Source organism: Faecalibacterium butyricigenerans (genome assembly GCF_020687345.1).
Taxonomy (GTDB): domain Bacteria; phylum Bacillota; class Clostridia; order Oscillospirales; family Ruminococcaceae; genus Faecalibacterium; species Faecalibacterium butyricigenerans.
Map to the genome: position 1 here is coordinate 1 of NZ_JAJEQL010000048.1, position 12,688 is coordinate 12,688.

Here is a 12,688-nt window from a genome sequence, read left to right on the forward strand (position 1 = left end):
GTGACGCCCCCGCCGTAGGTAATGGTGACATACTTGCGGGAGCCGACGGCCAGCAGGAAGAGGATGCCGCTCTGCTCGTCGCCATAGCCGAGGCCGTTGGAGATGTAATAATTCTTGGCGTATTCCCGCTGGTCTGCGTCGCCGATGCTGTCCACCACGAGGAAATAGACATCCACGCCGTGGCCCTCAGAGGCGCTCTCGGCTTCCTCTTCGAGGTCGGCCAGCGTGTCGGCGTCGAAGATGCCGCATTCGTCCCGCACCAGCGGGGCGGCTGCCCCGGCCGGCAGGGTCAGGGCCATGCAGAGCAAGGCCGCTGCCAGAAGGGCAAACAGTTTTTTGCAATGTTTCATATTCCCGTCTCCCCCTCTCACAGCAGCATGAACAGGGCCGTCAGGATCATCAGCGGGATGCTGATGCCGGCAAACCACGCGGCCACCCTGCCCTTATCCACGGGCAGGTCGCCGATGAGCTTGCCGGTCTGGCCGTTCATGGCAAAGAGGAAGTCCTTCTCCTTCCAGCGGGTGTGGAGCATCCAGACCGGCAGCAGGGCGTAGTGCGGCTCGAGGGTCCGCGGGTCGATCTGCTCCGAGAGGGTCTGGATGCTGGTGTAGCCGCCCAGCGTCCCGTGGAGGGCCGCTTCGGCGCTGTGCTTCATCCGGCCCAGAGCGCGGGCGGCACACTTCTTGTCGTCCTCGTCATACCGGTCGGCCAGAAAGCCGGGCAGGTAGGCCGTGGAGAAGGGCTTGAGGGCGCTGTAGTCGAAGGGTTCGATGGCGTCCATGTGGGTGTCCGGCATCTTGCTGGAGCCGTCCACCGGCACCCGGACGAAGTCCGCATCGCCTACGCGGGCCACATCGAAATGCTTGGTGGTGGTGACGACATAGTCGCCCTCGCGGTGGCTCTCGCTGATCTCGGCTTTGTAAGCGCCCCGGGCCTCCACCCGGCCATCGTAGAGCCAGAAGGGCACATAGACGCCCTGGATCTCCTCGATGTGGTTGCCGTCCTTGAAGGCTTTGGGGAGGAAGGCCTTGCCCTTATAATACTTCTTCAGGTTCTCGATGGCCGTCTTCCTGTCCATCTTGAAGGGGATGATGTACTCCGGCTTGAGCTTGCCGGAAAGCTGTCCGCCCAGCACGGTGGGGTTGCCGCAGTAGGGGCAGGTGGTGGCTGCTGTCTCGGGGCCGCAGACCAGCTCTGCGCCGCAGGAAGTGCAGGTGCGGCTGCTGAGGCCTCCGGCCTCCCGCTCTCCCCAGACCGGGCCATTGGCCGCAGCCTTTTCGGCTGCTTCGGCGGCCTTGTCGGCCTGTGTCTGCTTCTCGCCGTAGAGGGCCTCTACCTGTGCGACATCGTAGGTCGAGCCGCAGTAATCACAGCAGAGCTTGCCGCTGGCGCTGTCGAACCGCAGCGGGCCGGTACAGGCCGGGCACTGGTAATTCGTGGTGTTTTCTGCCATCGTTCAGCCCCCCTTTCAGGCGCTGAAGGGCTTGCCGCACTCGGGGCAGAACTTCGGCGGGTCCGTGGGGTCGGCGGGCGTCCAGCCGCAGTTCGGGCACTTGGCCGCCGGGCGGGGCCTGCCGCACTCCGAGCAGAATTTTCCGGTGTTGTGTGTGCCGCAGCTGCACACCCAGCCCGCCTCGGGGCGGGGCTTGCCGCAGGCGGTGCAGAATTTGCCGGTGTTGCCGGTCTGTCCGCAGGAGCAGCTCCAGCTGCCCGCTGCCGGGGCGGCAGGGGCGGGAGCAGGCTGCTGTGCGCCCATCTGGTAGAGGGCCTGTGTGTTGATGCCCCCGGCGGCTGCGGCCTGATTCATCCCCATAAAGGCCATAGCCGGGCCGGCGGAGGTGTTCGACGCCGCGGCCTGCATGGCCGAGGCCTGTGCGCCCACCATATGGGCGGCAGCGCGGGTGGGGTCCATGAAGGCGGCGCTGCGCTGCAGCTCCTTGATCATCTGCTCGTCTTCCTCGCTGGCCTTGACGCCGGACACGCCGAGGGAGACGATCTCGATGCCGCGCAGCTTGCTCCACTTTTCGGAAAGCTCCTGATTCAGGGCCTCGGCCAGCTCGGCGGTGTGGCCGGGCAGGGACGAATAGCGAATGCCCATCTCACTGATGCGGGCGAACGCAGGCTGCAGCGCCGTCATCATCTCGGTGCGCATCTGGCCCTCGAGGGCGTCGCGGGTGTACTCATTTTCCACATTTCCGCAGACGTTGGTGTAAAACAGGATGGGGTTGACGATGCGGTAGCTGTACTCGCCGAAGCACCGGATGCTCACGTCGATGTCGATGCCTGCCCGCTGGTCCACCACACGGAAGGGCACCGGGCTGGGAGTGCCGTACTTGTTGCCCATCAGCTCCTTGGTGTTGATGTAGTAGATGCGCTGGTCGTTGGCGGCCTGACCGCCGAAGCTGAACCGCTTGCCGATCTCCGCAAAGACCTCGTCGATGTTCTTGGCCAGACCCTTGCTCAGCAGAGAGGGCTGGGTGCCGGTGTTGTAGGTGTACTCGCCCGCCTCGGCGCAGAGGTCCACCACCTTGCCCTGCTCCACGATGAGGGCGCACTGGCCCTCGGCCACCGCCACGATGGAGCCATCGGTGATGACGTTCTCGGTGCCGTGACGGTTCGAAGAGCGCCCGGAGACCTTCTTTTGTCCCTTGACGGCCAGCACCTCCGCCGGGAGAGCGCTGCAATAAAAGTATTCCTTCCACTGGTCGCCCATCACTCCGGATGCTGCACCCAATGCCGCTTTGACAAGACCCATAAGCCATATCTCCTTTTTCTGCCCGCTGTTCTGCGCGTGGGCTTTCCCTCAGTATACCACAAAACAGGCGGCGAAAAAAGAAAACCCTTGCATTTTCTCCCCGATGGGTGTAGAATACTCCCGACAAACAAATACAGGGGAGCTTGTAAACGCAGGCTGAGAGGAAGTTCTCAAACTTCGACCCTTGGAGGCTGTCTTTGGACAGCCTCTGCACCTGATGCGGATAATGCCGCCGTAGGAAGTCATAACGCTGCTTATGGATTTTTACAGGAGACGCCGCAGAGGGCGTCTCCTGTTTTTTGTCCCCGGCTGAGGGGGAGCGCCCTGAGTCTGGGTTATATGTTGCGATGGGAAGCCGTGTTCCGGCGTGAGAGGAGGCCAATGAGCCTCGACCGCTTCTTCCGTTTCTGGCATCTGCGCGGGTGCCGGTTCTGTTCGTGTGCGGGGGCGGCGGTCTGTCTGCTCCCGCATGATATTTTTATTGAAAAGGAGCACTCATCATGAAACACTACTCTGCAAAAAAGCTGGCGCTGGCCGGTATGTTCTGCGCCCTCGCCGTCGTGGGCAGCGTCTTCTCCTTCCCCGTCTTCGGCAGCAAATGCGCCCCCGTCCAGCATATGGTCAACATCCTCTGTGCCGTCCTGCTGGGGCCTTACTATGGCGTGGGCGTAGCCTTCGTGGCCTCCCTGCTGCGCAACCTGCTGGGTCTGGGCAGCCTGATGGCTTTCCCGGGCAGTATGTTCGGTGCGCTGCTCTGCGGCCTCGTCTTCCACAAGACGAAGAAGCTGCTGCCCACCCTCGTGGGCGAGGTGTTCGGCACCTCCATCCTCGGCGGTCTGTGCGCCTATCCCGTCGCCATCCTGCTGATGGGCAAGAGCGCCGGTGACATCGCCTTCTACGCCTACATCGTGCCCTTCCTCGTCTCTACCGCAGGCGGCGCGGTCATCGCAGGCGTGCTGCTGGCCGCACTTTCCCGTGCAGGCGCCCTCCGCGCCATGCAGGCCAGCCTGAGCTGAGCGGAAGGAGTAACACGACCCATGTTCCAGAGCATCTTCGCCAACGTCCGGGCCCGAAGCCCCCTCGTCCATAACATCACCAACTACGTCACCGTCAACGACTGCGCCAACATGGTGCTGGCCTGCGGCGCGTCCCCCATCATGGCGGACGATGCCGCCGAGGTAGAGGACATCACCTCTCTGTGTGCCGGGCTGAACCTGAACATCGGCACTCTGAACAGCCGTACCATCCCCTCCATGCTTCTGGCGGGCCATACCGCCCACCGGCTGGGCCGGCCCGTCGTGCTGGACCCGGTGGGCGCGGGAGCGTCCCATCTCCGCACCGAGACGGCCCTGCGGCTGCTGCGGGAGATAAAGCCTACCGTCATCCGGGGCAACATCTCCGAGATGCGGACACTGGCGGTGGGCAGCGGCACCACCAAGGGCGTGGACGCCGACGCATCCGACAAGATCACGGAAGAGACTCTGGACCGGGCCGTGGCCTTCGTCAAGTCCTTCGCGGCCCGCACTGGGGCGGTCATCGCCGTCACCGGGGCCATCGACATCGTAGCCGACGGCCAGCGGGCGTTTTGCATCCGCAACGGCCACCCCATGATGAGCGCCGTCACCGGCACCGGCTGTCAGCTCTCGGCCCTGACGGCGGCCTTCTGCGCCGCCAACCCCGACAGGCCCTTGGAGGCTGCGGCGGCGGCTGTCTGCGCCATGGGCCTTGCGGGTGAAGTGGCCCACAGCCGCCTTACGAAGCTGGACGGCAGCGCCACCTACCGCAATTATATCATCGACGCCATCTACAACATGACCCCCGAGCAGCTCGAGGAAGGAGCACGCTATGAAATGCGATAAACACACCATGCTTCTCTACGCCGTCACCGACCGGGCATGGACGGGCCGCGAGACCCTCCGCCAGCAGGTGGAGGATGCATTGAAGGGCGGCGTCACCTGCGTCCAGCTGCGGGAAAAAGAGCTGGACGATGCGGCATTTTTACAGGAAGCCATGGAGCTTTCTGCCCTCTGCCGCAGCTATGGCGTCCCCTTCATCATCAACGATAACGTGGACATCGCCATCCAGTGCCATGCGGACGGCATCCACGTCGGGCAGGAGGACATGGCCGCAGCCGATGTCCGGGCCAAAGTCGGCCCCGATATGCTCCTTGGCGTGTCGGCCCACTCGGTGGAGGAGGCCCGGCTGGCCGTGGCCCACGGCGCGGATTATCTCGGCGTCGGCGCAGCCTTTTCCACCCACACCAAGACGGATGTGGACGTCCTGCCCGAGGGCGAGCTGAAAAAGATATGCGACGCTGTGGATGTGCCGGTCGTCGCCATCGGCGGCATCCATAAGGACAACATCCTCCAGCTGAAAGGCTCTGGCGCAGACGGCGTGGCCCTCGTGAGTGCCATCTTCGGTGCCGAGGACATCGAAGCCGAGTGCCGGGAGTTGAAGGCGCTGGCGGAACAGATCATCTATAGCAATTCAACTTTTTAATGCAACAGCAACAGCGTTGAATTGCATATCGCAAATATGCTGTTTGAATGTTGCTCGAATTTCTTGACTTGCGATAAAGGAGCAAACCCATGAAAACTGCACTTACCATCGCGGGCAGCGATTCCAGCGGCGGCGCCGGCATTCAGGCCGACCTCAAGGCCATGACCATGAACGGCGTCTTCGCCATGAGCGCCATCACCGCCCTGACGGCCCAGAACACCACCGGCGTGTCCGGCATCTATGAGGTCAGCCCCGCGTTTCTGGCCCAGCAGATCGACGCTGTCTTCACCGACATCCGCCCCTGCGCGGTCAAGATCGGGATGGTGTCCTCGGCCCCGCTCATCGAGACCATCGCCGAGCGCCTCCGCTTCTACAAGGCGGAGAACATCGTCGTAGACCCCGTGATGGTAGCCACCTCCGGCTCTGACCTCATCGCCTCGGACGCTGTGCGCACCCTCTGCCGGGAGCTGTTCCCCCTCTCGGCGCTTATCACCCCCAACCGCCACGAGGCGGAAGTTCTGGCCGAAATGGCCATCCATAGCCGCGATGACATGGTACGCGCCGCGCAGACCATCGCCGGCCGCTATGGCTGCAACGTCCTGCTGAAGGGTGGCCACAGCGACACCGACGCCGATGACCTTCTGGCGCTCCGGGACGGGCAGCTGCTCTGGTTCCCGGGGCAGCGGGTCGATAACCCCAACACCCACGGCACCGGCTGCACCCTGTCCAGCGCCATCGCGGCAAACCTCGCCAAGGGCTTCGGGCTGGCGGACTCCATCGCCCGGGCCAAGGCCTATCTGACCGACGCGCTGAACGCTCAGCTCGACTTGGGCCAAGGCTCCGGCCCGCTGGACCACACCTTGGGCGGCACAGGGGTCGAAAACTGGATGCACGGCGTCCCAGACGCCGTACAGGATAAATAAAGAGCGTATTTCGGAGGATTTGAACCATGCAGACTTACACCACACAGATGGATGCCGCACGCAAGGGCATCGTCACGCCCCAGATGGAGACGGTCGCCAAGAAGGAGTACCGCACCGTCGAGGAGATCCGTCAGCTGGTCGCCGAGGGCAAGGTGGCCATCCCGGCCAACAAGCATCACACCTGCCTCGACCCCGAGGGCATCGGCTCCATGCTTCGCACCAAGATCAATGTCAACCTCGGCGTCTCCCGCGACTGCAAGGACTACAGCATCGAGATGCAGAAGGTCATGAGCGCGGTCAACATGGGCGCAGAGGCCATCATGGACCTGTCCAGCCACGGCAACACCCAGCCCTTCCGCCAGAAGCTGACCCACGAGTGCCCTGTCATGATCGGCACCGTGCCGGTGTATGACTCGGTCATCCACTACCAGCGCGACCTCGCCACCCTGACCGCGCAGGACTTCATCGACGTGGTGCGTCTGCACGCAGAGGACGGCGTGGACTTCGTCACCCTCCACTGCGGCATCACCCGCAAGACCATCGAGCAGATCCGCAAGCACAAGCGGAAGATGAACATCGTCAGCCGCGGCGGGTCTCTGGTCTTTGCATGGATGTGTATGACCGGCAATGAGAATCCCTTCTACGAGCACTTCGACGAGATCCTCGACATCTGCGAGGAGCACGATGTCACCATCTCTCTGGGCGACGCCTGCCGTCCCGGCTGCCTCGCCGACGCCACCGACGTCTGCCAAATCGAAGAGCTGGTCCGTCTGGGCGAGCTGACCAAGCGGGCTTGGGCACACAATGTTCAGGTCATGGTGGAAGGCCCGGGCCATGTGCCCCTGAATCAGGTCGCCGCCAACATGGAGATCCAGAAGACCATCTGCATGGGCGCGCCCTTCTATGTCCTCGGCCCCATCGTCACCGACATCGCCCCCGGTTATGACCACATCACCGCTGCCATCGGCGGCGCTGTCGCAGCCATGAGCGGTGCGGCTTTCCTGTGCTATGTCACCCCCGCCGAGCATCTGGCTCTGCCCAATGTGGACGACGTCAAGCAGGGCATCGTGGCCTCCAAGATCGCCGCCCACGCCGCCGACATCGCCAAGGGCATCCCCCACGCCCGGGACATCGACGACAAGATGGGCGACGCCCGCCGTGTGCTGGACTGGGACGCACAGTTCGCCTGTGCCCTCGACCCCGAGACCGCAAAGGCCATCCGTGACGCCCGCCTGCCCGAGGATGACCACAGCGACACCTGCTCCATGTGCGGCAAGTTCTGCGCCGTCCGCAGCATGAACAAAGCTCTGGCCGGCGAGTACATCGACATCCTGTAAGCTGATATTTTCATCGCTTTTGCGATTTTTCTTCTCCATTGCCGCCCGGTATGAAAGCCGGGCGGCTTTTTGCGTTTTGGCGGGACGGTTTCTCTATACAAAATGAATCCGGCATGATATACTGGATAAGAGAAGCATTTGAGGTGGTCAATTTTGTGGCAGCCACACGCCGATGGTAACGACAAGGGCATCTGCCCTGAGAGATGCAGGAGAACGCCACGCCTGCCAAATGCTTTTCGAGGGGGGACGGTTCTGATGCCGTCCCCCGTTCCTGTTTTTACAGAGGCATAAAAGAAAAACTGCACGAACGCTGAAGTCCAGCAGTCCGTGCAGTTTTTTCATACAGTTGCGCCAGCAGGAGTCGAACCTACGATGGGGGAGTCAAAGTCCCCTGCCTTACCGCTTGGCGATGGCGCATCGATGGAAAATAGTATAGCATATTTTTCCGGATTCCACAAGAGCCGCCGGGGCTTCCGCAAAAACTTTCTATTCTATTCCGCCCGTTCCCCATCCTTGCCGGGGGACGGCGGATATGGTATACTTGCTGTGTAAAAGTTTTTTCTGTTCAGCGCACAGCGCAGAAAGGAGCGCGGCTTATGGTGCACCATCTTGTCATCGGCGTTATCTTCCTCGTCTGGGGCATTGCAGATGTCCTCCGCGTCCAGCTGCCCGGCGTGCTGGCGCGGCGGCTGGAAGCGTCCAGCGAAGAGGGCCGCCGCCTCTGGCAGCGGCTTTTGGGCGTGCTGGAGCTTATCGTAGGCGGCGTACAGGTGCTGTTCTGCTTTTTCTCCGACGACCCGACCGTCACCAGCATCCTCCTCGCCGTGATGATCCTTTCGGCGGTCTGCATCCTCGGGCCGTACTACCACTGGCGGAAACAGGAAAAAGAAAACGACACCTGACACGAGAGAGGGAGTTCACCTATGGGGCCTTGGTATTATGAAGTCGTCAGCTTTGACGGCGATTACGTCAACCTGCGCCGCACCGACATCGAGAGCGACGAGCTGAACCCGGTGGCGCTGGCGCTCCTGCCGCCGGAGATCGACGTAGGCAGCAAGCTCAAGTGCGAATATTTCCAGTACGAGATCATCGGCTGACAAACCGCAGAAAAGCCGCCCATCCGGGCGGCTTTTCTGCGTCTTCTGATTCGTTATACGCGCTCTGCCACCAGCTGGAAGCCCGCCTTGGCAAGCTCCTGCCGGATCTGCTCGATCTGGGCATTGTCGCGGGTCTCAAGGGTCAGCTTGAGGAAGCAGCTGGAGATGGGCATATTGGGGTCGGAGCCGTCGTGGAGGACGGACACCACGTTGCTGCCGCAGCGGGAGACGATGTTGGCCACCTGCTGCAGCTGGCCGGGCTTATCCTCCAGCGCGATGGTCAGGTTGGCCTTGCGGCCGCTCATAACGAGGCCGCGGGTGATAACGCGGTTGAGGATGTTCACGTCGATGTTGCCGCCGGAGATGAGGCAGACGACCTTCTTGCCCTCGATGGGCAGCTTGTGGAAGAGCGCCGCCGCCACAGGCACAGCCCCCGCGCCCTCGGCCACCAGCTTCTGGTTCTCCATCAGGGAGAGGATGGCCGCTGCGGTCTCGTCCTCGGTGACAGTGACGATGTCGTCCACATACTCCTCGCAGAGCTTGTAGGTCAGCTCACCGGGGGTCTTGACCTGAATGCCGTCCGCAAAGGTGGAGACGGCAGAAAGGGTCTGGTATTTGTGCTCGTGGAGGGAGCGGTACATACTGGGTGCGCCCTCGGCCTGCACACCGTAGACCTTGACCTCCGGCTTGAGGCTCTTGATGGCAAAGGCCACGCCGGAGATGAGTCCGCCGCCGCCCACAGGCACGATGACGGCATCCACATCGGGCAGCTGGTCGAGGATCTCGAGGCCGATGGTGCCCTGACCGGCGATGACCTGCTCGTCGTCATAGGGGTGGATGAAGGTCATGCCCGTTTCTTCCTGCAGCTCGACGGCCTTGTCGTGGGCATCGTCATAGGTGCCGGGCACGAGGCAGACCTCCGCGCCGAGGTTCTTGGTGTTCTCCACCTTCATAATGGGTGCGCCGTCCGGCATACAGACGATGCTCCGGATGCCCCGGCGGGTAGCGGCCAGTGCCACGCCCTGTGCGTGGTTGCCTGCCGAGCAGGCGATGACGCCCTTGTCGCTCTCCTCCTTGGAAAGCTGGCTGATCTTATAATAAGCGCCGCGCACCTTGAAGCTGCCGGTCACCTGCAGGTTCTCGGTCTTGAGGTAGAGCTGGCAGTCCTTCGAGAGCTTGGGGGCCTCGATGAGGTCTGTCTTGCGTGCTACATCCTTGAGGACAAAGGCGGCGTGGTAGATCTTATCCAGTGTCAGCATATCGGTTTTCCCATCCTATCTCTTTTTATCCATCCCGGCACACGGGGTATTTTTTCATCGTTAAAGACAGGACTTAGTATAGTTTACATAATTTGATTTGTCAAATGAATCTATTTCACACTTTAAGGCCGAAAGCGGAATTTGCAAACATTGTATTTGTCTGCGCAGGATGCCGACCCCGCTTGACAACCCAAAGAAATTTGACTATACTACATATAGAAAGGCGCTGTGTCTGCAAAACGACTAGCTCCTTACCAGATTAGTCAAGAGAAAATGACCGACCAAGTTGGGGAACTGTGAGGCGGTCATTTTTTCTTGCGTTTTTATCGTCATGGTTCTCATGTGCGATCGTCCATGTGATCTGAAATGTAACAAAAATTGCTCCGCCAAGAAGCGTCAGTAAAATTGCAACATCGGAGAACGTCATGAACCACACCCCCTTCCTGCCCTTGAGCATCCGGGGAGTGGCAACTTCAAGAAAAACTGCCTTGCCCGGCGCTTAGGTGCCGGTAAGGAGTCAGCCGCCTGCGTTTTAGACACAGCGCCTTTTTCCTGCCATTGCTGGCATTAGTTACAGAATAACACAAAATCCTGCAAAGCACAATACAAAGCCGCCGCCTCCCACAAAACTGTGAGAGGCGGCGGTTCTATTATTGCTCAATCATATATGGCCAGTTACTTTTTCGTTTTATCTTTCCTTGCCAGCATGACATAAATGTCCTTACCGGTCACTTTATTATCTTTATCCTTTTTCGTCTCGATGTAATAGCCAATGCCCCAATCATAGTTCTTCGGGTCTGCCAAAACCATATATTTTTCAACCTCTTCAGCGACCGCTTTTGCTTCATCCGAAGTTTCTTCATCGATTTCTACTTTTATCATCCACTTATGACTTTCTTTCAAAATCTTGTTAGTATCGTCCTTATTTTTAATGTATGACGCTTGGATAGTTTCCGCCACCTGATCAAGCGTCTTGTCATATTCGACCTTCGGGTAGCCCTCCGGCAAAATACTATTTATATCATTTGTCAACTTGACTTTGGCATCGACACTTGCTCCGCTGCCACCGCCGCCGCAGGCAGTAAGCATCGTCAGTGTCAGCGCCGCCGCCAACAGGACTGCCATCATTTTTCTGAACCGCAACATCATAAAAAATTCCTCCTTATAATTCAGGAAGCGTTCTGCCTCCATATCACAATAATACATTTTCGGGCAACTTTCGTCAATATTATCTACCCTATTTTTTCGATTTTGGCATTTTGTTAAAATTATAAGACATACTTTTTATCTCTGGGATACAAAAACCGCCGCCTCCCACAAAATCGTGAGAGACGGCGGCGCATTTTATTTTATCGCAAGTTTCATAGCAATTCAACTTTTTAATGCAACCGCAACAGCGTTGAATTGCATATCGCAAATATGCTGTTTGAATGTTGCACTAATTTCTTGCCTTGCGATAAAAACAGTGCCTGCCGGAACAGCCTATTGTGCTCTGCCGTCTGCGGCGCTCGTACATTGCCTGCTCTGGCTTCAGATCTCCGCGAGGATGGCATCGCCCATTGCGGTACAGCCGAGGCAGGTGCAGCCCTCGCTCATATTATCGGCGGTGCGCAGGCCCTTGTCCAGCACCTTGTTCACCGCGCTCTCGATGGCGTCGGCCTCCTCGGTCATGCCGAAGGAATACCGCAGCATCATGGCGGCGGAGAGGATGCAGGCGGTGGGGTTGACGATGTCCTTGCCCGCGATGTCGGGAGCAGAGCCGTGGATCGGCTCATACAGGCCCCGGGTGCCGTCGCCCAGACTGGACGAGGGGATCATGCCGATGGAGCCGGTGATCATCGAAGCCTCATCGGAGATGATGTCGCCGAACATATTCTCGGTGACGATGACGTCAAACTGGCTGGGGTCCTTCACGACCTGCATCGCGCAGTTGTCCACGAACATCTCGCTGTACTCCACCTCGGGATACTCGGCCTGCAGGCGGTGCATGACGGCACGCCAGAGGCGGCTGGTGTCCAACACGTTGGCCTTGTCCACGCAGCAGAGCTTCTTGCGGCGCTTCATTGCCGTCTCGAAGCCGATGCGGCCGATGCGCTCGATCTCGTGCTCCGAGTAGGGCATGGAGTCCACGGCCTGCTTCTCGCCGTTTTCCAGCGTATAGGTCTCGTGCTTGCCGAAGTAGACACCGCCGATCAGCTCACGCACGATGATGAAGTCGATGCCCTTGGCCACGATCTCGGGCTTGAGGGGGCTGGCCGGGGCCAGCTGAGGCCAGATCTTTGCCGGGCGGTTGTTGGAGTAGAGGCCCATCCCGGCGCGGAGGCGGAGCAAACCCTTTTCTGGGCGCTGCTCGCCGGGCAGGCCCTCCCACTTGGGGCCGCCCACTGCGCCCAGAAGAACGCTGTCTGCCGCAAGGCATTTATCCAGCTCGTGCTGAGGCAGCGGGTCGCCGTACTTGTCGATGGCCTCGCCGCCCATTGCGGCGTCGGTGTAGTGGAAGGTGTGGCCGTACTTCTCGGCCACCTTATCGAGAACGCGGAGGGTCTGCTTCACAATCTCGGGGCTGGAGCAGTCGCCCCAGATGACAGCGATATTTTTTTCCATGATAATGGGCATCCTTTCTTCGATTGGGCAGCGATTTATGACAGGATTCTTGCTTTTGGGTGGGTGCGGGGCAGATTGCCGTTGCAGTAGAGCTGTTTTTTCTTTAAGTAAGTTCTCGCGCTGGTGGCGCGGGGGATGTTTTTTCTTTCGGTCAAGTGGCTTGCGCTCCGCGCGGGCCAGAGGCAGGGAGGGGTGTTTCGACTCCCCCCTCCCT

Annotated in this window: 14 protein-coding genes and 1 tRNA gene; 7 read left to right on the forward strand and 8 right to left on the reverse strand. The window is 60.2% G+C overall.

The genetic code is table 11. The annotated features are described in order from the left end of the window. From LKD23_RS12050 to LKD23_RS12060, 3 genes are all read right to left on the reverse strand, one after another. Positions 1-350: TPM domain-containing protein (locus LKD23_RS12050; RefSeq protein WP_227621852.1), on the reverse strand; the 350-nt coding region annotated here is incomplete at its 3' end. A 17-nt stretch (positions 351-367) separates the two neighbouring features. Continuing rightward, positions 368-1,453 (reverse strand): hypothetical protein, encoded by a 1,086-nt coding sequence (locus LKD23_RS12055; RefSeq protein ID WP_227621853.1) that lies wholly within the window; start codon positions 1,451-1,453, stop codon positions 368-370. A gap of 15 nt (positions 1,454-1,468) precedes the next feature. Beyond that, positions 1,469-2,755: an SPFH domain-containing protein gene (locus LKD23_RS12060; RefSeq protein WP_227621854.1), complete on the reverse strand. Its 1,287-nt coding sequence runs from the start codon at positions 2,753-2,755 to the stop codon at positions 1,469-1,471. 500 nt (positions 2,756-3,255) lie between these two features. On the opposite strand from LKD23_RS12060, the gene thiW reads away from it, so the two are divergent. The 5 genes from thiW (at position 3,256) to thiC (ending at position 7,514) form a co-directional block, all read left to right on the forward strand. Continuing rightward, on the forward strand, positions 3,256-3,771 hold the full coding sequence (thiW, locus tag LKD23_RS12065) for an energy coupling factor transporter S component ThiW (RefSeq protein ID WP_227621855.1): 516 nt from the start codon (positions 3,256-3,258) through the stop codon (positions 3,769-3,771). 21 nt (positions 3,772-3,792) lie between these two features. Next, positions 3,793-4,614 (forward strand): hydroxyethylthiazole kinase, encoded by an 822-nt coding sequence (thiM, locus tag LKD23_RS12070; protein ID WP_227621856.1) that lies wholly within the window; start codon positions 3,793-3,795, stop codon positions 4,612-4,614. After that, positions 4,601-5,254 carry a thiamine phosphate synthase gene (thiE, locus tag LKD23_RS12075; RefSeq protein WP_227621857.1) on the forward strand — a complete coding sequence of 218 codons (654 nt, stop codon included), beginning with the start codon at positions 4,601-4,603 and terminating at the stop codon, positions 5,252-5,254. The genes thiM and thiE overlap by 14 nt, the downstream gene beginning before the upstream one ends. An 89-nt stretch (positions 5,255-5,343) precedes the next feature. Then, positions 5,344-6,177 carry a bifunctional hydroxymethylpyrimidine kinase/phosphomethylpyrimidine kinase gene (gene thiD / locus LKD23_RS12080; protein ID WP_227621858.1) on the forward strand — a complete coding sequence of 278 codons (834 nt, stop codon included), beginning with the start codon at positions 5,344-5,346 and terminating at the stop codon, positions 6,175-6,177. A 26-nt stretch (positions 6,178-6,203) separates the two neighbouring features. Continuing rightward, positions 6,204-7,514 (forward strand): phosphomethylpyrimidine synthase ThiC, encoded by a 1,311-nt coding sequence (thiC, locus tag LKD23_RS12085; RefSeq protein ID WP_227621859.1) that lies wholly within the window; start codon positions 6,204-6,206, stop codon positions 7,512-7,514. A gap of 346 nt (positions 7,515-7,860) precedes the next feature. Here the strand turns inward: thiC and LKD23_RS12090 are convergent. Further along, positions 7,861-7,931, reverse strand: a tRNA-Gln gene (locus tag LKD23_RS12090). Positions 7,932-8,110: 179 nt separating this feature from the next. On the opposite strand from LKD23_RS12090, the gene LKD23_RS12095 reads away from it, so the two are divergent. Both LKD23_RS12095 and LKD23_RS12100 read left to right on the forward strand, forming a co-directional pair. Then, complete coding sequence (locus LKD23_RS12095; protein ID WP_227621860.1) at positions 8,111-8,416, forward strand: hypothetical protein; 306 nt, start codon at positions 8,111-8,113, stop codon at positions 8,414-8,416. Between the two features lie 21 nt (positions 8,417-8,437). Further along, positions 8,438-8,611: a C2 domain-containing protein gene (locus LKD23_RS12100; RefSeq protein ID WP_015565547.1), complete on the forward strand. Its 174-nt coding sequence runs from the start codon at positions 8,438-8,440 to the stop codon at positions 8,609-8,611. A 53-nt stretch (positions 8,612-8,664) separates the two neighbouring features. Here LKD23_RS12100 and ilvA read toward each other — a convergent pair whose 3' ends face one another. The 4 genes from ilvA to leuB all read right to left on the reverse strand — a co-directional run bounded on the left by ilvA (position 8,665) and on the right by leuB (position 12,474). After that, positions 8,665-9,870 (reverse strand): threonine ammonia-lyase, encoded by a 1,206-nt coding sequence (ilvA, locus tag LKD23_RS12105; RefSeq protein ID WP_227621861.1) that lies wholly within the window; start codon positions 9,868-9,870, stop codon positions 8,665-8,667. A 259-nt stretch (positions 9,871-10,129) separates the two neighbouring features. Beyond that, positions 10,130-10,297, reverse strand: a complete 168-nt coding sequence (locus LKD23_RS12110; protein ID WP_227621862.1) for a hypothetical protein — start codon at positions 10,295-10,297, stop codon at positions 10,130-10,132. Between the two features lie 248 nt (positions 10,298-10,545). Continuing rightward, positions 10,546-11,019 (reverse strand): hypothetical protein, encoded by a 474-nt coding sequence (locus tag LKD23_RS12115; RefSeq protein ID WP_227621863.1) that lies wholly within the window; start codon positions 11,017-11,019, stop codon positions 10,546-10,548. A 381-nt stretch (positions 11,020-11,400) separates the two neighbouring features. Further along, on the reverse strand, positions 11,401-12,474 hold the full coding sequence (leuB, locus tag LKD23_RS12120) for a 3-isopropylmalate dehydrogenase (protein ID WP_227621864.1): 1,074 nt from the start codon (positions 12,472-12,474) through the stop codon (positions 11,401-11,403). Between the last annotated feature and the right edge of the window lie 214 nt (positions 12,475-12,688).

What these genes read in the sequence shown, in the direction of transcription:
- LKD23_RS12055 (WP_227621853.1), bottom strand. Translation starts at nt 1,453, where the DNA reads ATGGCAGAAAACACCACGAATTACCAGTGCCCGGCCTGTACCGGCCCG.
- LKD23_RS12060 (WP_227621854.1), bottom strand. Translation starts at nt 2,755, where the DNA reads ATGGGTCTTGTCAAAGCGGCATTGGGTGCAGCATCCGGAGTGATGGGC.
- thiW (WP_227621855.1), top strand. Translation starts at nt 3,256, where the DNA reads ATGAAACACTACTCTGCAAAAAAGCTGGCGCTGGCCGGTATGTTCTGC.
- thiM (WP_227621856.1), top strand. Translation starts at nt 3,793, where the DNA reads ATGTTCCAGAGCATCTTCGCCAACGTCCGGGCCCGAAGCCCCCTCGTC.
- thiE (WP_227621857.1), top strand. Translation starts at nt 4,601, where the DNA reads ATGAAATGCGATAAACACACCATGCTTCTCTACGCCGTCACCGACCGG.
- thiD (WP_227621858.1), top strand. Translation starts at nt 5,344, where the DNA reads ATGAAAACTGCACTTACCATCGCGGGCAGCGATTCCAGCGGCGGCGCC.
- thiC (WP_227621859.1), top strand. Translation starts at nt 6,204, where the DNA reads ATGCAGACTTACACCACACAGATGGATGCCGCACGCAAGGGCATCGTC.
- LKD23_RS12095 (WP_227621860.1), top strand. Translation starts at nt 8,111, where the DNA reads ATGGTGCACCATCTTGTCATCGGCGTTATCTTCCTCGTCTGGGGCATT.
- LKD23_RS12100 (WP_015565547.1), top strand. Translation starts at nt 8,438, where the DNA reads ATGGGGCCTTGGTATTATGAAGTCGTCAGCTTTGACGGCGATTACGTC.
- ilvA (WP_227621861.1), bottom strand. Translation starts at nt 9,870, where the DNA reads ATGCTGACACTGGATAAGATCTACCACGCCGCCTTTGTCCTCAAGGAT.
- LKD23_RS12110 (WP_227621862.1), bottom strand. Translation starts at nt 10,297, where the DNA reads ATGACGTTCTCCGATGTTGCAATTTTACTGACGCTTCTTGGCGGAGCA.
- LKD23_RS12115 (WP_227621863.1), bottom strand. Translation starts at nt 11,019, where the DNA reads ATGATGTTGCGGTTCAGAAAAATGATGGCAGTCCTGTTGGCGGCGGCG.
- leuB (WP_227621864.1), bottom strand. Translation starts at nt 12,474, where the DNA reads ATGGAAAAAAATATCGCTGTCATCTGGGGCGACTGCTCCAGCCCCGAG.